The sequence below is a fragment of the Pseudomonas oryzicola genome (genome assembly GCF_014269185.2).
Lineage (GTDB): Bacteria > Pseudomonadota > Gammaproteobacteria > Pseudomonadales > Pseudomonadaceae > Aquipseudomonas > Aquipseudomonas oryzicola.
The window spans coordinates 3,273,375-3,295,337 of the sequence record NZ_JABWRZ020000001.1; the positions used below are offsets into that span (position 1 = coordinate 3,273,375).

Sequence of the window (21,963 nt, forward strand, 5' to 3'; positions counted from 1 at the left end):
CTAGTACCCGGTCATTTCCAGATAACCGCGCCCACCCGCACTCCCGGTCAACCGCACCGGCCCTTCCCAGTATGGGAAGCGGGTGTCCATCCACGCCTGCGGCTCCAGCGCCTCGGCCTGCACATCCAGGCCCTGCCCCGGCACCCGAACCCGCCACCGCGTCGGCACCTGCTTGCCGTTTTTCTGCCGCGCCCAGGCCTGCGCCTGCAGCTGGATCTGCGCGCCCGACAGCGCCACCACCTGACCTTGCGGGCCCACCCAGGTGCCGGCGCGATACGCCTCGCCCTGGGCCTGGCGCACCTGGAACAGCATCAGCTTGGCGCCGTTGTCCAGGTGCAGCGAAAACCAGTCCCAGCCGGTCTGCCCGGGGGCCAATGGCTGGCTGCTCCACTCCCGGTCCAGCCAGGCCCGGCCTGTGACAGCAATACACTGACCACCACGCTGTACGTACCCACGCACGTGGTAGAACGGCTGGCTGTAATAGTACGAAGCCTGCCCCTTGCCGGACTTCTCGCTGTAGCCCTGCTCGCCGTGCAACACCAAGGGCCCGTCGCTGTGCAGTTGCAAGTCATAGCGAAAGCCTTCGGTAGCGGCCAGCATCTGCAGGTTGTCGATGCCAGCGCTGCCCTGCAGCGTCCAGTCATTGATCCACGCCCGGAACGGCTGGGCCTGAACGCCGGCCTGGCCGATGCCGCCGCGCGCCAGGGTCTCAGCCGACTGGTGGCCGCCCGGGCCGGTCAACGCCGCGTGACCCAGCCACAGGTTCGGGCTGTTCCAGCCGGCAGTTTCCGGGCCGGGGCGCAGGGCCGAGCGGAACAGTGTCCACTGCACGCCCCAGTCCCGCTGGCGGGCATCCTGCAGGTTGGCGGTGACGTACCACCATTCGATGCGAAACCCATCATGCGCCCCATGGTCGCGTGGAAAGGCCAGGTGCTGGCCACGAGTCACCTGGCTGAACGCCGCCGCCTGCTGGCCGAGCCCGGCATAGCTCTGCTCCGTTGGCTGCTCGCAGCCACCCAACAAGCCACTTAGCAAGCCACACAGCAGTACGCGCAGGCTACGCCTCATCGGTGAACGGCCTCAACAGTTCGCGCGGCTGGCGACGCGCCAGCTGCCACAGGGGCCAGGCGCTGGCCAACAGGCTGCTCAGCAAGGCCAACAGGGCCAAGTGCAGCAATTGTGCGGGGAACACGTAAAGCGGCAGGCGCCAGCCGAATGCCTGCACGTTCAGCACCGCGACCAGGCACCAGGCCAACAGGATACCCAGCGGAATCGCCAGCAGCACGGTGAGGCTGCTCAGCAGCAGGGTCTGCCCAAGGCTCAACCAGGCCAGCTGCGCACGCCGCACCCCCAACGCCCACAATGGCGCCAACTGGCCCAGGCGGGTCTGGCCCAGGGTCAGCAAGTTGATGAACAGTGCCACACCGGCCACGCCAAGGGTCAGGCTGTTGAGTGCCGCGGTGGCGGCAAAGGTACGGTTGAACACCTCGGTCGACCAGCGTTTCAGGCGGGCCTGCTCGACCACCCGGCTGTCGTCCAGGGCAAAGCGCTGCTGCAATGCGGCGATGAGCGATGGCGCCTGTTCTGCACCTATATCGACGCTCAAGCCAGTCAGGGAAGCCTGCAGCCAGTGCTGGCGTAACCAGCCGGCATCGACCAGGACATGGCCCTTGGGGTTGCCGTAATCGGCATATATCCCCACGACAGTCAGCACCGACGAGGTGTCTGCCGGCAACCTCAAGCGGTCACCCAGGTGCAGCTCCAGGCGCCTGGCCAACTGTTCACTGAGCATCATGGCCTGCCCGCGGGCCAATTGCTCCCAGGCACGTGGCTGTTGTTCCAGCAATGGCCAGCGTGCTCGATAGGCCGGATGGTCGAGGATGCCCTGAACCTGCACCGGCCAACCTTGCAACTGCGTTTCCACGCGCCAGACAGGCAGTACCGTGCTGACCGCGGGTTGCAGCCCGAGCCACTGGCTGATCTGCAGGCCCTGGGCGGTATCCCGTGGGGTGATGTACAGCGCGGCCGACAGGCGCTGGTCAAGCCAGCCGACAAAGGTCTTGCGAAAACCTTCGGTCATGCTGCCGACACCGACGCTGGCGGCCAGCGCCAGCAACAGGGCCATCAGTGCCAGGCTCAAGGCCGGCAGTTGCTGACGACTATCGGCAACGAACCATTGCGCCAACGGCCGCCGGCAGCGACGCGCCAGCCAGGCCAGCGCCCTGTCGAGCAAGGCTGGCAACAACAATGCCGCTGCCAGCAGCAACCCTGCCAGCATGCCGAACGCGCTGGGCAGGCTGTTTCCCAGCACGCCGCAGCCCAAAGCCAGCACTAGCAGCACGCCCGCCAACATAGCCTGCCGCTGTAACCACGGCCCTTGCGCCAGGCGCCAGGCCTGGGGTTGTGCCAGCGCCAGCAGCGGTAGCCGGGCGGCCCGCAAGACACTGCTGAGCCCGGCCAGCAACGCCCCCAGTACGCTCACCAGCACACCCGACAACCACCACCACGTCGGCAGGTTCAGCGTGCCGGCCACCTGGGCGCCATACAGGCCGCGCAGGCTGGCGGCCACATCAGGCAGCAACCATGCCGCCAAGGCGTACCCACTGGCCACCCCGGCGACGCCACCCAGCACGGCGAACAGGCCCAGTTCCAGGACCAAGGCCCACAAGAGGATGTTCAGCTGGACACCACAGGCACGCAGGTTGCGTATCAGCCCGCGCCGCTGCTCCAGTGCCAGGCCGATCGCGGCGTGGGCGATGAACAGGCCGACGACGAACGCCAGCAGGCCGAGTGCCGTGAGGTTGAGGTGAAAACTGTCGGTCAGCCGCTGCAAACCGCCATCGTCCTGCCGGGCTTGCCATTCAAGATCAGCGGCGAATGCTGCAGGCAGCGGCCCAGGCGCAGTGGCCAGCAGCAGGCGCGACAACTGCCCAGGCGCGTGCAGCAATGCCTGCGCGTGGCTGATATCGACCACGATCACCCCGGGGGCCAGCGCAGGCTGCAGCACCACCGGTGGCAACACCTGCCCTTCGCTGTCGCGTGCAGCCTCCCCGGAGGCCACATTCAACTGCCGCAAGGTATCTGGCCCAACCCAGGCTTGCCCAGGCGAGCCGATGAACGCCTGCAGGTCGAAAGCCTGCAGCTGCACCCCGGCAACGCTGCTGGCCGGCGGCAGGCTCAATGGCTCGATGCCGATCAAGTGCACACTGCGCGGCGGCTCGCCCGGCAAACGCAGGCGGCCTTCCAGCAGCGGTGAAACCGCCCAGCCCAGCCTGCGCAGTTGCACGTACAGCGCCTGGTCGAAGCGTTCGCCCTTGCGCGCCACCAACTGCGCCTGCAGCGGCGCCGCCAGTACCGCACTGGCCCGGGCATAGTCGCTGCGCGCCTGGCTGTTCAGCGCTTGCACACCGGTCCACAGGGCCGTGGCCAGCCACAGGCCGGTGAAAATGCTGAAGCATTGCACCCGGTGGCGCCGCCAATGGCTGAGCAGCGCCCACAGGGCCAATGCCAGCAGTCTCATCAGCCCTGCTCAGCCTGCACGCGGCCGCCCTGCAAGTAGCAACGCTGCTGCAACCGTGCCGCCAGGCGCGGGCTGTGGGTCACCATCAGCACACCACTGCCGGCCTCGGCGACCAGTTGCAACAGCAGGTTCAGCACCTCGTCGCTGCTGGCTTCATCGAGGCTGCCGGTGGGCTCGTCGGCCAGCAGCCAGGCCGGGCGCCCGGCCAGCGCGCGGCCGATGGCAACCCGCTGCTGCTGGCCGCCGGAGAGCTGTTCCGGGTAGCGCTCAAGCAGGCTCGCCAGGCCCAGGCGTTGGACCAGGTAGGCGAGCCATTGGGGGTCATGCCGCGCGGCCAGCCGGGCCTGGAAGGCAAGGTTGGCCGCCACGTCCAGGCTGCTGATCAGGTTGTACTGCTGGAACACCAGGCCCACAGCCTGCCGCCGCCATAGCGCCAGCGATGCCTCGGATCGGCCGTCAAGCGGGTCGTCGTCGATCAGGATGCGGCCACTGTCGGCGCGGTCGAGGCCGGCCACCAGGTGCAGCAAGGTGCTCTTGCCACTGCCCGACTCGCCCATCAGCGCCAGGCTGCTGCCACGCGCCAGGCGCAGGTCGACGCCCTGCAATACCGGCAACAGGCCTTGAGGGGTGGAGAACGATTTGTGCAGTTGTTCGATGACCAGCATCGATAGGCCTTGTCGGGTTCAGGTGTCCTTTTAGGCATAGCAGGTTCAGGGCAATGCGCATGCGTCATTCCAGGGCCAGGGCCCAGCACCGTACCACCGTGATGAACAAATCTTCATGTTGCCGGCGGCCCGCGTGGTTACGGGCGTAGCAGCCGCCCTTGCGCTTGCGCCTACAGGCTCTTGCCTTGAGAGGGCCTGGCACCTTGCGTAGCATCACCGCCCCGCTCCCGCAGCGCTCGCTCTCACAGGTCAGCTTCCATAGCGCCGCCCTCACCCAGCCACGCCACCCGCAGATAGAACCGCCGATGCCGCAACCCATCCCCCTCAAGGACCACGAAAAGGAAAAGCACCTGGTCAACCGCCGGCTTCTGGCCTGCGCGGCCCTGGTCTTCAGCCTGTGTGCCGTGCTGGTGGGCCGGCTTTACGTGCTGCAGGTACTGCAGCATGACCAGCAGAGCGCCGTGTCGGAAAACAACCGCGTGCACGTGCTGCCCATCGCCCCCGAGCGCGGGCTTATCTATGACCGCAACGGTGTGGTGCTGGCCGACAACAAGCCCAGCTTCGACCTGACCATGACCCGCGAACGGGCCGGCGGCGACACGGCCAGGGTGCTCGACACCCTGGCGCAGGTGCTGGGCCTGGGCGAAGACGAGCGCAAGCAGTTCGACAAGGACCTGCGCCGGGGCCGCAAGCCGTTCGAGCCGGTCACCCTGATGGTCGGCCTGAGCGAAGAGCAGATCGCCCTGGTGGCGGTGAACCAGTTCCGTCTGCCCGGCCTGGAAGTGGAGCCGCAGTTCATCCGCGAGTACCCGCTGGCCGAGCACTTCGCCCATTCGGTGGGCTACGTGGGGCGCATCAACGAAAAAGAGGCCAAGGCCCTCGACAACACCGAGTACCGGGGCACCCAGTCGATCGGCAAGACTGGTATCGAGCATTTCTACGAAAGCCAGCTGCACGGCCATGTGGGTTATGAAGAGGTCGAGACCAACGCGCAGGGCCGAGTGATGCGCGTGCTCAACCACAAGGACCCGACCCCCGGCCAGGACATCGTCCTGACCCTGGACGCTCACCTGCAACTGGCGGCGGAAAAAGCCCTTGGCGACCGCCGTGGCTCGGTGGTGGTGCTCGACCCGGCCAACGGTGATGTGCTGGCCATGGTCAGCAACCCCAGCTTCGACCCCAACCTGTTCGTCAAGGGCATCAGCTTCAAGCAGTACGCCGCGCTGCGCGACTCCATCGATCGGCCGCTGTTCAACCGCGTGCTGCGCGGCCTGTATGCACCGGGCTCGACGGTCAAGCCGGAGGTCGCGATTGCCGGCCTCGACAGCGGCGTGATCACCCCAGGCAGCCGGGTATTCGACCCGGGCTACTACGAACTGCCCAACTATGACCACAAGTACCGCAACTGGAACCGCAGCGGCGATGGCTGGGTGGACATGTACACCGCGATCATGCGCTCCAACGACACCTACTTCTACGACCTGGCACACAAGCTGGGCATCGACCGCCTGCACGACTATCTGGCCGAGTTCGGCCTGGGCCAGAAGGTGTCGCTGGACATGTTCGAGGAAGCCGCCGGGCTGATGCCGTCGCCCGAGTGGAAGCGGGCCACGCGGCGCCAGGCCTGGTTCCCCGGCGAGACGCTGATCCTCGGCATCGGCCAGGGCTACATGCAGGTCACCCCGCTGCAGCTGGCCCAGGCTACCAGCCTGCTGGCGAGCAAGGGCGTGTGGCACCGCCCGCACCTGGCGATGACCGTGGGCGGCGCTGCACCGGTCGACCCCCACCCGATGCCCGACATCGTGCTGCATGACCGGCACGCCTGGGACCAGGTCAGCCAGGGCATGCAGATGGTCATGCACGACCCGCGCGGTATCGCCCGTGCCGCAGCGGCTGGCGCGCAGTACCGGATTGCCGGCAAGAGCGGCACCGCGCAGGTGGTGGCGATCAGGCAGGGCGAGCGCTACAACCGCGACAAGACCCAGGAACGGCACCGCGACAACGCCCTGTTCGTCGGCTTTGCGCCCGCTGACCACCCAAGCGTGGTGGTGGCGGTGATGATCGAGAACGGGGAAGCCGGTGGGCGGGTGGCGGGCCCGGTAGTACGGGAAGTGATGGATGCCTATCTGCTGGACGAACAGGGGCACCTGAAGCCTGAATATGCCGGTGGCGCAGGCGCACATGCTGCGCCACACAGCTAGGCGTGAAAACGGCGTGACAACGCGGCAGCAGTACGCCTCAGGCTGCCGCGCGAGGCATCAGCTCATACGGGTGCTTCCAGCCCGCTAACGCCTGGATCCGGGCCTTCCAGGCCTCGATATGGGAGAACTCCGCCAGCGGGATGCCAGTGTCCTCCGGCATGTACACATAGCCCGCCAGCGACAGGTCGGCGATGGTCAGGCGCCCACCCACCATGAACGGGGTGTTTGCCAGGTGGGCGTCGACGATGCGGTAGGCCGCCAGGGCGCGTTCACGCAGGAACCGGGTCACCTCGGTTTCGCCGGTGTTCTTCAGGCAGAACAGGAAGCGCAGCGCTGCGTAGTAGCTGGTGAACTTGTGGTTGTCGAACAGCATCCACCGCCAGATTTCGCGCTTTTCCTCTTCGTCGCCAGGGCCGAACTGCCCGGTCTGCGCGGCAAGGTAGTCAAGGATCAGTGCCGACTGGGTGAAGGTCTTGTCGGCGTGTTCCAGCACCGGCACCTCGCCCTGTTCATTCACTGCGTCGCGCCAGGCTTGCGCGCGGGTCTGGCCGTTGAAAAAGTCGACGAACACCGGCTGCCAGTCCTGGCCGGTGAGCTCAAGCATCAGGGCAACCTTGTAGGCGTTACCGGACTCGGCGAAGCAATGCAGTCTGTAGTCGGGCATGAGAGGACCTTCAGATTCCGTTGAATGATCGCGCAGGCCCGTAGTGGGCAAGCCCGAGCAAATCACGCCGGGCTCGCTACAGTCAATGCACGCGTGCAGCAGGTGACCGCCCCTGCCGTGGAACACCCATGGAACTCCAGCCATGTTCGCGCGCTCTTAAACACTGAGTGGTTTATTTCCCTGTGCTTCACGTTACTGGAGAACATGCCATGCGCCACCTACTCCTCGCCCCTGCCTTGCTGCTCCTGCTGCCTGCCGGTGCTGCCCTGGCTGACGTCGACGCGGGCGACGTCGCCACCTCAGCCGGTGTTTCCGCTTCGCTCTACTCGACCTTCAAGGACGACAAACGGATCATCCCGGCGCGTGACGAGCTTTCCGCTTATGTCGCCAGCGGCGGTGCAATCCGTGGCGCCTACGTGGAGGCGGCGCTGGAACAGGCCCGCAAGGACCACCCTGGCCTACAGGCCAGTGATGAAGAACTGGCCCGGGCCATCCTGTCGCAGGACGATACCGTAGCCAGTCAGTGATAGGGCCAGCCCGCAGCTGACCCGCTCCCCAAAGGCCACTGCGGCCCCCTGTGGGAGCGGGTTCACCTGTGAAAGGGCCTGCACAGTCAAGTTCACCCCCAGCCATCCATGCGCATGGTCGCCCGTACCAGGCGCTGCTCCTCCTGCTCGATTTCGCGCAAGCTGTCGCGTATCCCGTTGATGTGCTCCCGTGCGGCGCGCTGCGCCTGCTCAGGCAACTGCTCCATCACCGCGTGATACAGCCGAGCATGCTGACGGTCGATCTGGCGCTTCTGCGCGGGGCGGCAATACAGGTTGTTGACCGACGCGAAGACCGTGCTCAAGGTCAGGTCACTGAGCGATTGCAAAGTGTGCACCAGCACCGGGTTGTGCGATGCCTCGCTGATCGCGCGGTGGAAGGCATGATCGCGACGGGCATGTTCACGGGCATCGAGCGGCTCCTGGGCGGCGTGCGCGGCCAGCATCTCTTCATAGCGCCGGCGGATCAGCAAACGGTCGATATCGGTGGCACGCAAGGCAGCCAGGCGCGCCGATTCCGCCTCCAGCAGCGCGCGCACTTCCAGCAGATCGAACAGCGTGCGCGGCTGTGAGCTGAACAGGTGCATCAACGGCGTGCCTCCCGCCTGGCCGGTCAGGTCGGCGACGAACGAACCGCGCCCCTGTTCGGTGTCGATGATGCCGCGCCCGCGCAGGATGCGCAGGCCTTCCCGCAGCGCCGAGCGCGAGCAGCCCAGCTTTTCCACCAGGCGCCGTTCCGACGGCAGCGCCTGGCCGACCTTGAGCACGCCCTCGACGATCAGCCGTTCGACCCGTTCGGCCACCTGGTCGGCGACCTTGGCCTTGCCTTCCGTACCCAATGCGCACCCTCCTGCTGGTAGGACCACTTTGCCTGCCCGCCTCAATCTTGCCGAGCAAACCCGTCAATAACCAGTACCGCCTACAAAAACTGGTAGGACCAGTTCCTCGACTACTCGACCCCAACCGCTATGACGCTCAGGCTGAACAGGGTGAGCGATGTGCCAATAACGACAAAAACCGTTGCCGAGTGAACCCATGAACATCCTGTACGACGAACGCGTCGATGGCGCACTGCCCGCCGTGGACCAGGCCGCCCTGCTGCAGGCGCTGCGTGAAACCCTGCCGGACCTCGAAGTGCTGCACCGCGAGGAGGACCTCAAACCCTACGAATGCGATGGCCTTTCGGCCTACCGCACGGTGCCGCTGCTGGTGGTGCTGCCCGAGCGCCTGGAGCAGGTGCAGACATTGCTCAGGCTCTGCCACCAGCGCGGCGTGCCGGTGGTCGCACGCGGCGCCGGTACCGGCCTGTCGGGCGGCGCCTTGCCGCTGGCCAAGGGCATCCTGCTGGTGATGGCGCGCTTCAACCGCATCCTGGAAGTCAACCCGCAGGGCCGCTTCGCCCGGGTGCAGCCCGGCGTACGCAACCTGGCCATCTCCCAGGCCGCCGCACCGCACGGCCTGTACTATGCGCCAGACCCGTCCTCGCAAATCGCCTGTTCCATCGGTGGCAACGTTGCCGAAAACGCCGGCGGCGTGCACTGCCTGAAATACGGCCTGACCGTGCATAACCTGCTCAAGGTCGAGATCCTCACGGTCGAAGGCGAACGCCTGACCCTGGGCAGCGATGCCCTGGACAGCCCCGGCTTCGACCTGCTGGCACTGTTCACCGGCTCCGAAGGCATGCTCGGCATCGTCACCGAAGTCACCGTCAAGCTATTGCCCAAACCCCAGGTGGCACGGCTGCTGCTGGCCAGTTTCGACAGTGTCGAGGAGGCTGGCCGGGCGGTGGCCGAGATCATCGCCGCCGGGATCATCCCCGGCGGCCTGGAAATGATGGACAACCTGGCGATTCGCGCCGCCGAGGACTTCATCCATGCCGGCTACCCGGTGGACGCGGCGGCCATCCTGCTGTGCGAACTGGATGGCGTCGAAGCCGACGTGCACGACGACTGCCAACGGGTCGCCGGCGTGCTGGCCCAGGCCGGGGCGCGCGAGGTGCGGCTGGCCAGCGACGAGGCCGAACGTGTGCGCTTCTGGGCCGGACGCAAGAACGCCTTCCCGGCGGTGGGACGTATCTCCCCGGATTACTACTGCATGGACGGCACCATCCCGCGCCGCGAGCTGCCACGGGTGCTCAAGGGCATCAGTGAGCTGTCCCGCGAGCATGGCCTGCGGGTGGCCAATGTCTTTCATGCCGGCGACGGCAACATGCATCCGCTGATCCTGTTCGATGCCAACCTGCCCGGCGAACTGGAGCGCGCCGAGGCCATCGGCGGCAAGATCCTCGAGCTGTGCGTGGCCGTCGGCGGCAGCATCACCGGCGAGCATGGCGTCGGGCGCGAGAAGATCAACCAGATGTGCGCGCAGTTCAATGCTGACGAGATCACCCTGTTCCATGCGGTCAAGGCCGCCTTCGACCCACAGGGCCTGCTCAACCCGGGCAAGAACATCCCCACCCTGCACCGCTGCGCCGAGTTCGGCGCGATGCACGTGCACCACGGGCAGTTGCCCTTCCCCGACCTGGAGCGCTTCTGATGAGCATGGACCGTGATATGAGCCAGGCCCTGCTGGAGCAGGTCAGCCAGGCATTGAACCAGGCCACGGCGCTGCGTATCCAGGGTGGTAACAGCAAGGCCATGCTCGGCAGCCCGGGTGCCGGCGAAGTGCTGGACACCCGCGGCCATCGGGGCATCGTCAGCTACGACCCGACCGAGCTGGTGCTCACCGCCCGGGCCGGTACACCGCTGCGCGAAATCGAGGCAGTGCTGCACGAAGCCGGGCAGATGCTGCCCTGCGAACCACCACACCTGGGCCCCGAGGCCACCCTCGGTGGCATGGTCGCCGCCGGGCTGTCAGGGCCGCGGCGGCCGTGGGCCGGGTCGGTGCGCGATTACGTGCTGGGGACGCGGGTCATCACCGGCCACGGCAAGTTGCTGCGCTTTGGCGGCGAAGTGATGAAGAACGTCGCCGGTTACGACGTGTCACGGCTGATGGTGGGCAGCTTCGGTTGCCTGGGGCTGTTGACCGAGGTGTCGCTGAAAGTGCTGCCGCGGCCGCGCCAGTGCCTGAGCCTGCGCCTGCCAATGAGCCGCCACGAAGCGCTGGTGGAACTCGCCGAATGGGGCCAGCAGCCGCTGCCGATCAGCGCTGCCTGCCATGACGGCGAAGCGCTGTACCTGCGCCTGGAAGGCGGTGAAGGTTCCGTGCAGTCAGCGCGCCAGCGCCTGGGCGGCGAACCGCTCGACAGCCGCTTCTGGAGCGACCTGCGCGAACAGCGCCTGGCGTTCTTCGCCGACCCAGCACCGCTATGGCGCCTGTCCGTGCCGCTGGCCACTGGCGAGCTGGAACTGCCCGGCCGGCAACTGCTCGACTGGGGTGGCGCCCAGCGCTGGCTGAAGTCCACCGCAGCAGCCCAGGACATCCGCGAGCGGGCTGCCAAGGTTGGTGGCCATGCCACCTGTTACGCCCCTGACGCGGCCAGCAGCCCAGCGCTGCCCGCCGCGCTGATGCGTTATCACCGTGCCCTCAAGCAGCAACTCGACCCCCAGGGCATATTCAACCCTGGCCGCCTGTACCCGGACCTGTGAGCCCAGACCATGCAAACCAACCTGAGCGAAACCGCCCGGCGCCTGGCCCGCGCCGACGAAGCCGAAAGCATCCTGCGCTCATGCGTGCATTGTGGCTTCTGCACGGCCACCTGCCCCACCTACCAGTTGCTGGGCGATGAGCTGGACGGCCCACGCGGGCGCATCTACCTGATCAAGCAGATGCTCGAAGGCGAGCCGGTGACCGCCAGCACCCAAGTGCACCTGGACCGCTGCCTGAGCTGCCGCAACTGCGAAACCACCTGCCCTTCCGGGGTGAAGTACCACGATTTGCTGGATATCGGCCGCGCCGTGGTCGACCAGCAGGTGCCGCGCCCTTTCGGCCAGCGCCTGCTGCGCCAGGGCCTGCGCGCGGTGGTACCGCGCCCGGCGCTGTTCAAGGCCCTGACCCGCAGCGGCCAGGCGCTGCGCCCGCTGCTGCCGGCCACGCTCAGGCACAAGCTGCCGGCACGGGTCGCCGCCCCCGGCGTGCGTCCGGTAGCCCGCCATGCGCGCCGGGTCCTGCTGCTGGAAGGCTGCGTGCAACCGGCCCTGTCGCCCAACACCAACGCTGCCGCCGCACGCCTGCTGGACCGCCTGGGCATCAGCGTGGAGCCGATCCGGCAGGCCGGTTGCTGTGGCGCGGTGGACTACCACCTCAATGCCCAGGAACAAGGCCTGCAACGGGCGCGGCGCAATATCGACGCCTGGTGGCCAGCCATCGAAGCCGGTGCCGAGGCCATCGTGCAGACCGCCAGCGGCTGTGGCGCATTCGTGCGCGACTATGGCCACCTGCTGGAAAAGGATCCGCGTTACGCCGCCAAGGCCGCACGCGTCAGCGCGCTGTCGCGCGACCTGGTGGAAGTACTGCGCGACGAGCCGGTCGAGCAGTTGGGCCTGTGCGCCGACCAGCGCCTGGCCTTCCATTGCCCGTGCACCCTGCAACACGCGCTGAAGCTGGGCGGCGCCGTGGAAGCCTTGCTCACGCGCCTGGGTTTCACCCTGACCCCGGTTGCCGACAGCCACCTGTGCTGCGGCTCGGCCGGCACCTACTCGCTGACCCAGCCCGAGCTGTCGCGGCAATTGCGCGACAACCGCCTCAACGCCCTGGAAAGCGGCAAACCGCAAGTCATTGCCACCGCCAACATCGGCTGCCAGGCCCACCTCGACGGGGCCGGGCGCACACCGGTGCGGCACTGGATCGAAATTGTCGAAGCAGCCTTGAACCCGGAGAACCACCATGCATAGCAAGCCCGTGATCGGCCAGGCCGAAGTCGCCCGTGTGCTCAGCGCCGCCCGCCAGCAAGCCCTGGCGCAACAGTGGAGCGTGACCATTGCCGTGGTCGATGACGGCGGCCACCCGCTGGCCCTGGAACGCCTGGACGGCTGCGCCCCGGCCAGCGCCTACATCGCCATGGAGAAAGCACGCAGCGCAGCACTTGGGCGCAGAGAGACGCGGGATTACGAGGAAATGGTCAATGCCGGCCGCACCGCGTTCGTCACCGCGCCGCTGCTGACCAGCCTCGAAGGGGGCGTGCCGCTGCGGGTGGAGGGCCAGGTGGTGGGCGCGATTGGCGTGTCCGGGGTCAAGCCCGGGCAGGATGCCCAGGTGGCCATGGCCGGGGCTGCGGCCCTCTGAATCCTGTGCCGGCCTCTTCGCGGGTAAACCCGCACAGAGGCCGGCACCTGCACTCACTTTCCCGAAGACAGACTATCGAGCGAACCGACCATGCCAAACCACCCACTGCACATCGCGCCCACCCTGCAGCGTTTCATCGAAGACGAAGTGCTGCCCGGCACCGGCATCGAAGCCCGTGCCTTCTGGCAGGGTTTCAGCACCCTGATTCACGACCTCGCCCCGCAAAACCGCGCCCTGCTGGCCGAACGCGAGCGCCTGCAAGCCGAACTGGACAACTGGCACCGCCAACACCCCGGCCCGATCACTGACATGGCCGCCTATCAGCAGTTCCTGCAAGGCATCGGCTACCTCGTGGAGGCGCCCGCGAACGTGCGCGTCAGTACCCGCAACGTCGACCGCGAAATTGCCGTTCAGGCCGGCCCGCAGCTGGTGGTGCCGCTGAGCAACGCCCGCTATGCCCTGAATGCCGCCAACGCCCGCTGGGGCTCGCTGTACGATGCGCTGTATGGCACCGATGCCATCGCCGCAACCGAGGGTGCCGAACGGGGCCACGGCTACAACCCGGTGCGCGGCGCCAGGGTGATTGCCTTTGGTCGCCAGTTCCTCGACGCCAGCACGCCGCTGCAAGGGGCATCACACAACGCTGCCAGGGCCTACGCGGTCGACCAGGGCAGGCTGCAGGTCACCCTGGCCGATGGCCGCCAGGTCGGCCTTGAGCACCCCGAGCAGCTGCGCGGCTACCAAGGTGAGCCGAACAGGCCGACAGCGATCCTGCTGCAGCACCACCAATTGCATTTCGAAATCCAGATCGACCCCAACCACGCAATCGGCCAGCAGGACCTGGCCGGGGTCAAGGACATTCTCCTCGAGGCGGCGCTCACCACCATCATCGATTGCGAAGACTCGGTAGCCGCGGTGGATGCCGACGACAAGGTCAACGTGTACCGCAACTGGCTCGGCCTGATGAAGGGCGACCTCAGCGAGCAGGTCAGCAAAGGTGGCAAAAGCTTCGTCCGCAGCCTCGCGACAGACCGCGACTACCACGGCCCGGATGGCCAGCCATTGACCCTGCCGGGCCGCTCGCTGCTGTTCATCCGCAACGTCGGCCACCTGATGACCAACCCGGCCATTCTCGACCGTGATGGGCAGGAAGTTCCGGAGGGCATCCTCGATGCCGTGGTCACCAGCCTGATCGGCCTGCACGACCTCAAGCGCCGTGGCAACTCCCGCGAGGGCAGCCTGTACATCGTCAAGCCGAAGATGCACGGGCCGGCCGAAGTGGCGTTTGCCGACCAACTGTTCAGCCGCGTCGAGGCGCTACTGGGCTTGCCTGCGCACACGTTGAAGATGGGCATCATGGACGAGGAGCGGCGTACCAGCGTCAACCTCAAGGCCTGCATCGCCAACGCCGCGTCAAGGGTGGTATTCATCAACACCGGCTTCCTCGACCGCACCGGAGACGAGATGCACACGGCCATGGAAGCCGGGGCCATGCTGCGCAAGGGCGACATGAAGGGCAGCGCCTGGATCCAGGCCTACGAGCGCAGCAACGTGCTGGTCGGGCTGGCCTGCGGCCTGCGTGGCAAGGCGCAGATCGGCAAGGGCATGTGGGCCATGCCCGACCTGATGGCGGCCATGCTCGAACAGAAAGTCGCCCAGCCCAGGGCTGGCGCCAACACCGCCTGGGTGCCCTCGCCCACTGCCGCGACACTGCATGCGCTGCATTATCACCAGGTGGATGTGGCAGCGGTGCAGCAAGCGCTGGAACAGGTTGACCTGGATGCCCAGCGCGCGGAGTTGCTGCATGACCTGCTCAGTGTCCCGGTCAGCCCCGAGCGCCCGTGGACTGCCGCCGAAATCCAGGCCGAGCTCGACAACAACTGCCAGGGCATCCTCGGCTATGTGGTGCGCTGGGTCGAACAAGGCGTCGGCTGCTCGAAGGTGCCGGATATTCACGACGTAGGCCTGATGGAAGACCGCGCCACCCTGCGGATTTCGGCGCAGCACATTGCCAACTGGCTGCACCATGGGGTGGTCGATGCCGAGCAGGTCGAGGCGACCTTGCAGCGCATGGCCGCCGTGGTCGACCAGCAGAATGCCGCAGACCCTGCGTACCGGCCAATGGCGCTCGATTTCGCCGCTTCACACGCGTTCCGCGCCGCACGGGCGTTGGTGTTCGAAGGGCGGAAGCAGCCGAGCGGCTACACCGAACCCTTGCTGCACGGCTGGCGGCTGCGCTTCAAACAGGAGGTCCAGCGCTAGAGGCGCCAGGTATCCCTAAGGGAAGCGGCCTGGTGTTACGACTGGCCGCTTTCCTCACTGCTCCCCGCCAGTCGAGGGTGGCATCTGTCACGCGCAGTATTTTCCTACGCGGCGCTCGGAAGTGTCTTACTTGTTGCCCCTGGCCGATGAAAACATGATCGGCACTGGATGACGCAAGGTCGCGATCCAGAGGAGGCTCCGCATGCACCTGTACGCTCGCTCCACCGCCGAATTGCGCAGCACCCTGCGCGAACTGCTGGCCCACGACATGGACAACCCGGATGAAGACCCCCACCTGTCGGGGGTGATGTTCTTCTGCGCCACGGATGAACGCTCCAGGCAACTGATCGAGCGTATCGAGTTGTTGGCCAGCGAAGTGTTCTTCGACGCCAACGGGCGGGCCATTGCCCAGCATATGAAGGCGGCAGCCGTGGAAGGCGTGCGTATCAAGCGCAACCGCACGGCACCGGCGGATGAAACGGTGATACGCATAGCGTTGGCGGACAAAGGCTACATCACGGTGAGTACCGCCTGTTTCCGCTGACCAGCAGCCTGTCAGCGGCCTGGTCAAACCATCGCTGGCTTGCCGGCGATGGACCGCAAGGCGGCCGCATGCCCTTCCCTCGTCTATCCGCTATCCTGAGCGCTTCCCCCGCTCCGGACCCGCCCATGGAACTGCACATCCGCCTGCACGGCCGCAAAGGCCTGGCCGACCAGCTCTACCAGCAATTGCGTGCCGGGATCGATAGCGGCCACCTGGCTGCCGGCACCCAACTGCCGCCAAGCCGCCTGCTGGCCGAGCAACTTGGCGTGTCACGCAAGACCGTGGCCGAAGCCTACTCCCGGCTGACCTATGACAACCTGCTGAGCGGCGTGGTCGGCCGTGGCACCTTCGTCACCCCGCGCCAGCCGCTGCGCAGCATTGACACATCGGCCATCCCCCTGGCCAGTGCCGCCGCGCTCGAACGCTGGCAGCAGCGCGCCACCGTGCTCAGCCGACGGCAGCTGGAATCACCCTCACGCTATGACTTCATCGGCGGGGCTTCGAGCAAGGCGCAGTTCCCGTTCGACCAATGGCGCAGTTGCCTGAACTACGCCCTGCGCCGCAGCCAGCGCCACCCCGAGCGGCACTTCCCGGCCCAGGGCCTGCCCGAGTTGCGCGAGGCCATCGCCCACCACATCGCCTATGCCCGAGGCGTGCACTGCAGCGCCGCCGACCTGCTGGTATGCAACGGCGCACAACAGGCACTGGACCTGATCGCCCGGGTGCTGGTCGAGCCGGGTTGCCAGGTGGCCATGGAGGACCCTGGCTACCCACCCGCACGGCAGCTGTTCCTGGCGCTGGGCGCGCGCCTGCAGTCGGTGCCGGTGGATGACCAAGGCCTGTGCGTGGAACAGATCGCCGACGGCACTCGGCTGATCTATGTGACGCCTTCGCACCAGTTCCCGCTCGGCATGCCGATGAGCGAGCCACGCCGGCACGCCCTGCTGGCGCGGGCCGCCGCGCTGGGGGCGTTGATCATCGAAGACGATTACGACTGCGAGTTCCGCTACCACGGGCCGGCTGCGGACGCGCTGCAGCGCCTCGACCGCCATGGCCTGGTGGCCTACGTGGGGACGTTTTCCAAGACTCTGCTGCCAGAACTGCGGCTGGGCTATGCCGTGCTTCCGCCGGCCGTGCTGCAAGCCGCCTGCGTGGCCAAGCACCTCAGTGACTGGCACAGCCCGACCCTGCTGCAGTGGGCGCTGGCGCGCTTTCTGGCCGAAGGCCACCTGAACAAGCACATCCGCCGCTGCCACGATATCTACAGTGCCCGTCGCGAACGCATCCTGGCGCGCCTGGGCGGCGACCTGGCGCCATGGTTCAGCGCCATCCCCGCCAGCGCCGGCTTCCACCTCAGCGCCCTGGCCAGCCCAGGGGTGGATGTCGAGTTGCTGACCACCCTGGCACGCAAGGTGGAGGTCGGCCTGTACTCGCTGGCACCGTTCTTCAGTGAGGCAGCGGTACGCCCCGGGCTACTGCTGGGCTTCGGCGCCATCGAACTGCTGGATATCGACCCGGCGCTGGACCGGGTGCGCGACACCCTGCAGCGCCTCGGTTGACTGGCGCGGCCTTGCCTGGAGCCAGCGGGCGGGCGATGGCCGCAGCATAGCCGCGTGGGTTGAAGCAGGCGGTCACCAGTAGCATCGCCAGCACGGTCATGCTCAGCAACGTCCATGACGCCTGAAAGTCGCCGCTCACATCCCGCAACCAGCCGGTGATGTACGGCACGATACCGGTGATGATGAATCCGATCCCCTGCACGAATGCCGCCAGGCTGCCCGCCTCGGCCGGTGTCTTCAGATGTTCGAGGGTCAACGTCAGGCTCTGGCTGAAACAGGCGCCCAGGCCAAAGCCGATCAACGCCACCCATAGTCCCGGGGCCAGGGTGGGCACCAGCAGCAGGCCGAGGAAACCCGCCAACTGAATCGCCAGCGCCAGCCACAGGCCGGGACGGCGGTCTGCCCAGCGCCGCAACAGCAGCGGCAGGCCCAGTGCCCCGGCCACCTGGAACAGGGTCATCAGGCCCACCAGGTCTGCGCCACCCTGGGCGCTGCCGCCGTGCTCGATGTGATAGGCCGGCAACCAGGCGACCATGCTGGTATAGCCGCCGTTGATCAGGCCGAAATACAGCGCCAGCAACCAGGCTCGGCGCGTACCGAACCAGTGCCCACCCGTGGCACCGGCCAGCGTCGGCAGGTGCTGGCGAGGCCGCAGCATGGCCCAGGCCAGCAGCGCCAGAATCGCAGGGGCTGCCCACAGGCCCAGGCCAACCTGCCAGTGGCCGAAATAACCGCTGACATGCGGCCCGAGCACTGCGGCCAGGCCGCCACCGCTCATCAGCGCCGCCGAATACAGGCCCATCGCCGCCGCCAGGCGGCCAGGGAACCAGCGGTTGACCAACCCTGGCATCATGCCTTGCACCAGCGCTACCCCCAGGCCGGCCAGCAGCGCACTGGCGATCAGCGCCCAGGCGCTGTCCAGTTGCAGGCGCCACAGGCAGGCCAGGGCGATCGCCGCCAGGCCGGCGAGCATGCCGCCATGCTCGCTGATCCCGCGTCGCAACCAGGGTTGCAGCAGCGGCACCAGGCCCATGCACAGCACCGGCAATGCCGTCAGCAAGGCGGCCTGCTGATAGCCCAGGCCAGTGCTGGCGCGCATGGCTTCGAGCAACGGGCCGATACTGGTCAGGATCGGCCTCAGGTTCACTGCCAGCAAGACCACCAGCAACAGGTTCAACGCCGTCCTCATTGCGCGTTGGCCTGCTGCCATTCCAGGTACAGGCCGGCCTCGCCGCTGGGCTTCAGCGCACGCAGTGGCAGGCTCTGCTGTTGCGGCGGGCGGGCCATCTGCGCGTAGACCGCCGCGGTGGACAAGCCGTAGGGTTCGCCCTCGCTGTTGTCATAGGCGAACCAGGCCCGCTCGATGCCACACAGGTGCATGGCTGCCAGGCACATCGGGCACGGATGGCCACTGGCATAGATTTCGGCACCATCCAGGCGCGCCTGGCCGAGCGCGTGGCTGGCTTTGCGGATGGCCTGCATCTCGGCGTGGGCGGTGGGGTCCTGAGTGTTGTGGATCTCGTTGACCGCGCGCGCCAGCACCTGCCCCCGGTACACCAGCACGGCGCCGAAGGGCCGGCCACCGGCGCGGATGTTGGCACGGGCCAGATCGAGGGCTTCGCGCATGAATTGTTCTGCGGACATGAATAATTTCTCCTGTAGCAACGTCCGGTCATTATCCCGACCCGGACGCCCTGGCAGAAATGAAGAGATTGGATGCCTGTCAGTGGCCGGCCGAATGGCCGATTGGCCTCCCGCTTATGTGCGTGATTGGCTATCGGGGCGGCGCATCGCCGACGCTACAGTAGCGCCATCCCCTCACATCCTTGGAGATAGCCATGCACAACCGTATCGAATGGGCCAAGCACGCGCCTGAGGCCTACCAGGCGATGATCGGACTGGAACAGGCCCTGGCCCGGAGCGGCCTGGAGAACTCACTGCTGGAACTGGTGCGCCTGCGGGCTTCGCAAATCAACGGCTGCGCCTACTGCGTCAACCTGCACGCCAACGATGCGCGCAAGGCCGGTGAGACCGAAGCACGCCTGCAGACGTTGTGCGTCTGGCAGGAAACCACTTATTTCACGCCACGCGAACGTGCCGCACTGGCCTGGGTCGAAAGCTTGACGCGCTTGCCGGAACAAGGCGCGCCGCAGGCGCAATATGCAGCCCTGCAGGAACACTTCGAACCGGTCGAGGTGGTCAACCTGACCCTGGCGATTGCCACCATCAATGCCTGGAACCGCTTCGGGGTCGGGTTTGCCATGGTGCCGGCCTGATCAGTGAGCGCTAGCCTGGCCCGGCCTCTTCGCGGGCGAGTTCGCTACCACGGGAATTCACAAAACCTGGAAGTTGCGCTGTACCTGTGGGAGTCGGCTCGCCGGCGACAAGGCCGGTGCAGGCAAGTGCTAGCGCCCGGCCAACCGCGCCCGGTAGCTGCCAGGACTCTGCCCGGTCCACTTCTTGAACGCCCGGTGAAACGCACTGGGCTCCTGGAAGCCCGCCTGCTCGGCAATCTCGGCAATGCTCAACACCCCTTCGCGCAAGCGCTCGAAGGCCATTGCCCGGCGCACTTCGTCCTTGATCTGCTGGTAGGAGCGGCCTTCCCGTTCGAGCTGGCGGCGAAAAGTACTGGCACTGACCCCCTGCTGCTGCGCCAGCGCCGCCAGTGTCGGCCACTGCCCGTAGCGCCGCGCCCGCAGGTGCCGGTACACCTCGGCCACCAGCCCGTTCTGGTTGCGGAAGCGAATCACCAGCCCCTGTGGCGCGCTGCGCAGGAAGGTTTTCAGGGCGGCCAGATCCTGCACCACCGGCAGGCGCAGGTAGGCGCTGTCGAATTCCACCTCGGTGCGCCCACTACCCAGGCGCAGGTCCGGCCCCCACAACAACAGGTCGTCCTCTTGCGCCGGACGCGACACCGCCAGCTCGGTGCGGTCGATGGCGATCCGCCGCCCAGCCAGCCAGCACAGCATGCCGATCATCAGCACCAGGTAGGTTTCCTCGGCATACACCCGGGTCAGCGGGTCGGCGATGTCCGAGTGCACGCTGATCACTGCGCGCCCGCCCCGTACCGTCAGGCTGCCGCGCAAGTCGCGCAGGAACAGGCCGAAACCAGCCATGCACTGGCGCAGGGCTTTTTCCAGGTTAGGCTCGAGGATCAGCCCCCGGCAGATCAGCGCGAAACTGCCCTGCGGCATGCCATGGCTGTCGAGGCGGAAGAACTCGTCATCCAGGCGCTGGATCAGCGCCAGCCACAGCTGGGCAAAGGCCTTGGCCGGCACCCGGGCCTGGGGCTGCTCGAGCAGTTGCGGGTCGATGCCCACCGCGCGCAGCTGCGCATCGCGCTCGGTGGGGCAGTCGCGCAGGGCGTGGAGCATGGCATTGAGGAAGTACACGGCGACCGAATCGCTATCGCGCATGGCGGTTTTCGCTGTCTATGCTGAGTGGCAAAAAGTGCCAGGTTGTTTGAACAGTTCCGGCATAGGCTGCAACAGAGCCTTTGCCTAGACTCGATCCCACTCCGGGATCGCCGGCCATTCTCGCAGAGCCTGGCCCGGTCCCGCCATGCCTTCGCAATCGGAGCCCCTATGAGCAGCGCAGAAATCTACGTCGTCAGTGCCGTCCGTTCAGCCATCGGTGGCTTTGGCGGTTCCCTCAAGGACCTGCCGCTGGCTGACCTGGCCAGCGCCATCACCCGTGCCGCCATCGAGCGCTCGGGCGTTGCCGCCGAGCAGATCGGCCACCTGGTGATGGGCACGGTGATCCCCACCGAACCGCGCGATGCCTACCTGGCCCGGGTCGCGGCGATGAACGCCGGCATCCCCAAGGAAACCCCCGCCTTCAACGTCAACCGCCTGTGCGGCTCAGGCCTGCAGGCCATCGTCTCGGCGGCCCAGTGCCTGCTGCTGGGCGACACCGACGTGGCCGTGGCGGCCGGCGCCGAATCCATGAGCCGTGGCCCGTACCTGCTGCCACAGGCACGCTGGGGTGCGCGCATGGGTGACCTGCAAGGTATCGACTACACCGTCGGCGTGCTGCAGGACCCGTTCGAGCACTTCCACATGGGCATCACTGCCGAAAACGTCTCTGCCAGACACGGCATTACCCGCGAAATGCAGGACGAACTGGCCCTGACCAGCCAGCGCCGCGCCGCCCGCGCCATTGCCGAAGGCCGCTTCGCCAGCCAGATCGTCCCGCTGGAGCTGAAAACCCGCAAAGGCAGCGTGCAGTTCAGTGTCGATGAGCATGTCCGTGGTGAAGTGACCGCCGAGCAACTGGCCGGGATGAAGCCGGTGTTCAAGAAAGACGGTACCGTCACCGCCGGCAATGCCAGTGGCATCAACGATGGCGCTGGCGGCCTGGTGCTGGCCAGCGGTGACGCAGTGCGCCGCCTGGGCCTGAAACCGCTGGCACGCCTGGTCGGCTACGCCCATGCCGGCGTCGAACCGGAACTGATGGGCCTGGGCCCGATCCCGGCGACCCGCAAGGTCCTGGAAAAGACCGGCCTGAAGGTGCAGGACCTGGACGTGATCGAATCCAACGAAGCGTTTGCCGCCCAGGCCTGCGCCGTGGCCCGCGAACTGGGCTTCGACCCGGAAAAGGTCAACCCCAACGGCTCGGGTATTTCCCTTGGCCACCCGGTGGGTGCCACCGGCGCGATCATCGCCACCAAGGCCATCCATGAACTGCAGCGCATCCAGGGCCGCTACGCCCTGGCCACCATGTGCATCGGCGGTGGCCAAGGCATCGCCGTGGTCTTCGAGCGCGTCTGAGGGAGGCTGAC

Annotated in this window: 18 protein-coding genes and 1 pseudogene; 11 read left to right on the plus strand and 8 right to left on the minus strand. The window is 66.9% G+C overall.

The window, feature by feature from the left end; genetic code table 11:
- From HU760_RS14975 to HU760_RS14985, 3 genes are read right to left on the minus strand one after another with little or no spacing between them, the layout of a single operon-like run.
- Complete coding sequence (locus tag HU760_RS14975) at positions 1-1,068, minus strand: lipocalin-like domain-containing protein (RefSeq protein WP_186675370.1); 1,068 nt, start codon at positions 1,066-1,068, stop codon at positions 1-3.
- Positions 1,058-3,520: an FtsX-like permease family protein gene (locus HU760_RS14980; protein ID WP_186675371.1), complete on the minus strand. Its 2,463-nt coding sequence runs from the start codon at positions 3,518-3,520 to the stop codon at positions 1,058-1,060. The genes HU760_RS14975 and HU760_RS14980 overlap by 11 nt, the downstream gene beginning before the upstream one ends.
- A complete protein-coding gene (locus tag HU760_RS14985) occupies positions 3,520-4,185 on the minus strand; it encodes an ABC transporter ATP-binding protein (RefSeq protein ID WP_186675372.1) in 666 nt (221 codons plus the stop codon). The genes HU760_RS14980 and HU760_RS14985 overlap by 1 nt, the downstream gene beginning before the upstream one ends.
- Before the next feature lie 305 nt (positions 4,186-4,490).
- Here HU760_RS14985 and mrdA point away from each other — a divergent pair, with 305 nt between their 5' ends.
- Entirely contained in the window at positions 4,491-6,386 is a 1,896-nt protein-coding gene (gene mrdA / locus HU760_RS14990) for a penicillin-binding protein 2 (RefSeq protein ID WP_186675373.1), read from the plus strand.
- A 37-nt stretch (positions 6,387-6,423) separates the two neighbouring features.
- Here mrdA and HU760_RS14995 read toward each other — a convergent pair whose 3' ends face one another.
- Positions 6,424-7,050 carry a glutathione S-transferase family protein gene (locus HU760_RS14995; RefSeq protein WP_186675375.1) on the minus strand — a complete coding sequence of 209 codons (627 nt, stop codon included), beginning with the start codon at positions 7,048-7,050 and terminating at the stop codon, positions 6,424-6,426.
- Positions 7,051-7,259: 209 nt separating this feature from the next.
- Between HU760_RS14995 and HU760_RS15000 the strand changes: the two genes are divergently transcribed.
- Positions 7,260-7,577 (plus strand): DUF2388 domain-containing protein, encoded by a 318-nt coding sequence (locus HU760_RS15000; RefSeq protein ID WP_186675386.1) that lies wholly within the window; start codon positions 7,260-7,262, stop codon positions 7,575-7,577.
- 92 nt (positions 7,578-7,669) lie between these two features.
- Here HU760_RS15000 and glcC read toward each other — a convergent pair whose 3' ends face one another.
- Positions 7,670-8,434 (minus strand): transcriptional regulator GlcC, encoded by a 765-nt coding sequence (gene glcC / locus HU760_RS15005; protein ID WP_170029396.1) that lies wholly within the window; start codon positions 8,432-8,434, stop codon positions 7,670-7,672.
- 196 nt (positions 8,435-8,630) lie between these two features.
- On the opposite strand from glcC, the gene glcD reads away from it, so the two are divergent.
- The 7 genes from glcD to pdxR all read left to right on the plus strand — a co-directional run bounded on the left by glcD (position 8,631) and on the right by pdxR (position 17,183).
- Positions 8,631-10,130 carry a glycolate oxidase subunit GlcD gene (gene glcD / locus HU760_RS15010; protein ID WP_186675388.1) on the plus strand — a complete coding sequence of 500 codons (1,500 nt, stop codon included), beginning with the start codon at positions 8,631-8,633 and terminating at the stop codon, positions 10,128-10,130.
- The gene (glcE, locus tag HU760_RS15015) at positions 10,130-11,182 is read left to right on the plus strand and encodes a glycolate oxidase subunit GlcE (protein WP_186675390.1); all 1,053 of its coding nucleotides are present in this window, start codon (positions 10,130-10,132) and stop codon (positions 11,180-11,182) included. The genes glcD and glcE overlap by 1 nt, the downstream gene beginning before the upstream one ends.
- 9 nt (positions 11,183-11,191) lie before the next feature.
- Positions 11,192-12,427, plus strand: coding sequence for a glycolate oxidase subunit GlcF (gene glcF, locus HU760_RS15020; RefSeq protein WP_186675392.1), 1,236 nt, complete (start codon positions 11,192-11,194; stop codon positions 12,425-12,427).
- Positions 12,420-12,818, plus strand: coding sequence for a heme-binding protein (locus HU760_RS15025; RefSeq protein WP_186675394.1), 399 nt, complete (start codon positions 12,420-12,422; stop codon positions 12,816-12,818). The genes glcF and HU760_RS15025 overlap by 8 nt, the downstream gene beginning before the upstream one ends.
- 90 nt (positions 12,819-12,908) lie before the next feature.
- Positions 12,909-15,080, plus strand: coding sequence for a malate synthase G (locus HU760_RS15030; RefSeq protein WP_186675396.1), 2,172 nt, complete (start codon positions 12,909-12,911; stop codon positions 15,078-15,080).
- Between the two features lie 202 nt (positions 15,081-15,282).
- Positions 15,283-15,624 carry a hypothetical protein gene (locus tag HU760_RS15035; protein WP_186675404.1) on the plus strand — a complete coding sequence of 114 codons (342 nt, stop codon included), beginning with the start codon at positions 15,283-15,285 and terminating at the stop codon, positions 15,622-15,624.
- Between the two features lie 125 nt (positions 15,625-15,749).
- The gene (pdxR, locus tag HU760_RS15040) at positions 15,750-17,183 is read left to right on the plus strand and encodes a MocR-like pyridoxine biosynthesis transcription factor PdxR (RefSeq protein WP_186675406.1); all 1,434 of its coding nucleotides are present in this window, start codon (positions 15,750-15,752) and stop codon (positions 17,181-17,183) included.
- Here pdxR and HU760_RS15045 read toward each other — a convergent pair.
- A pseudogene (locus HU760_RS15045) lies at positions 17,179-18,372 on the minus strand (cyanate transporter); the annotation flags it as partial. The gene pdxR and the pseudogene HU760_RS15045 sit on opposite strands and share 5 nt — an antisense overlap.
- Complete coding sequence (locus HU760_RS15050; RefSeq protein ID WP_186675408.1) at positions 18,369-18,827, minus strand: nucleoside deaminase; 459 nt, start codon at positions 18,825-18,827, stop codon at positions 18,369-18,371. The gene HU760_RS15050 and the pseudogene HU760_RS15045, both read right to left, overlap by 4 nt.
- A 194-nt stretch (positions 18,828-19,021) precedes the next feature.
- Between HU760_RS15050 and HU760_RS15055 the strand changes: the two genes are divergently transcribed.
- A complete protein-coding gene (locus HU760_RS15055; protein ID WP_186675410.1) occupies positions 19,022-19,459 on the plus strand; it encodes a carboxymuconolactone decarboxylase family protein in 438 nt (145 codons plus the stop codon).
- 129 nt (positions 19,460-19,588) lie between these two features.
- Here the strand turns inward: HU760_RS15055 and HU760_RS15060 are convergent, their stop codons facing one another.
- A complete protein-coding gene (locus HU760_RS15060; protein WP_186675412.1) occupies positions 19,589-20,599 on the minus strand; it encodes an AraC family transcriptional regulator in 1,011 nt (336 codons plus the stop codon).
- Positions 20,600-20,767: 168 nt separating this feature from the next.
- Between HU760_RS15060 and HU760_RS15065 the strand changes: the two genes are divergently transcribed.
- The gene (locus HU760_RS15065) at positions 20,768-21,952 is read left to right on the plus strand and encodes an acetyl-CoA C-acyltransferase family protein (protein ID WP_186675414.1); all 1,185 of its coding nucleotides are present in this window, start codon (positions 20,768-20,770) and stop codon (positions 21,950-21,952) included.
- Positions 21,953-21,963 lie beyond the last annotated feature (11 nt).

Excerpts from the sequence above, each read along its gene's own strand:
- HU760_RS14975 (WP_186675370.1), bottom strand. The coding sequence starts at position 1,068 with ATGAGGCGTAGCCTGCGCGTACTGCTGTGTGGCTTGCTAAGTGGCTTG.
- HU760_RS14980 (WP_186675371.1), bottom strand. The coding sequence starts at position 3,520 with ATGAGACTGCTGGCATTGGCCCTGTGGGCGCTGCTCAGCCATTGGCGG.
- HU760_RS14985 (WP_186675372.1), bottom strand. The coding sequence starts at position 4,185 with ATGCTGGTCATCGAACAACTGCACAAATCGTTCTCCACCCCTCAAGGC.
- mrdA (WP_186675373.1), top strand. The coding sequence starts at position 4,491 with ATGCCGCAACCCATCCCCCTCAAGGACCACGAAAAGGAAAAGCACCTG.
- HU760_RS14995 (WP_186675375.1), bottom strand. The coding sequence starts at position 7,050 with ATGCCCGACTACAGACTGCATTGCTTCGCCGAGTCCGGTAACGCCTAC.
- HU760_RS15000 (WP_186675386.1), top strand. The coding sequence starts at position 7,260 with ATGCGCCACCTACTCCTCGCCCCTGCCTTGCTGCTCCTGCTGCCTGCC.
- glcD (WP_186675388.1), top strand. The coding sequence starts at position 8,631 with ATGAACATCCTGTACGACGAACGCGTCGATGGCGCACTGCCCGCCGTG.
- glcE (WP_186675390.1), top strand. The coding sequence starts at position 10,130 with ATGAGCATGGACCGTGATATGAGCCAGGCCCTGCTGGAGCAGGTCAGC.
- glcF (WP_186675392.1), top strand. The coding sequence starts at position 11,192 with ATGCAAACCAACCTGAGCGAAACCGCCCGGCGCCTGGCCCGCGCCGAC.
- HU760_RS15025 (WP_186675394.1), top strand. The coding sequence starts at position 12,420 with ATGCATAGCAAGCCCGTGATCGGCCAGGCCGAAGTCGCCCGTGTGCTC.
- HU760_RS15030 (WP_186675396.1), top strand. The coding sequence starts at position 12,909 with ATGCCAAACCACCCACTGCACATCGCGCCCACCCTGCAGCGTTTCATC.
- HU760_RS15035 (WP_186675404.1), top strand. The coding sequence starts at position 15,283 with ATGCACCTGTACGCTCGCTCCACCGCCGAATTGCGCAGCACCCTGCGC.
- pdxR (WP_186675406.1), top strand. The coding sequence starts at position 15,750 with ATGGAACTGCACATCCGCCTGCACGGCCGCAAAGGCCTGGCCGACCAG.
- HU760_RS15050 (WP_186675408.1), bottom strand. The coding sequence starts at position 18,827 with ATGTCCGCAGAACAATTCATGCGCGAAGCCCTCGATCTGGCCCGTGCC.
- HU760_RS15055 (WP_186675410.1), top strand. The coding sequence starts at position 19,022 with ATGCACAACCGTATCGAATGGGCCAAGCACGCGCCTGAGGCCTACCAG.
- HU760_RS15060 (WP_186675412.1), bottom strand. The coding sequence starts at position 20,599 with ATGCGCGATAGCGATTCGGTCGCCGTGTACTTCCTCAATGCCATGCTC.
- HU760_RS15065 (WP_186675414.1), top strand. The coding sequence starts at position 20,768 with ATGAGCAGCGCAGAAATCTACGTCGTCAGTGCCGTCCGTTCAGCCATC.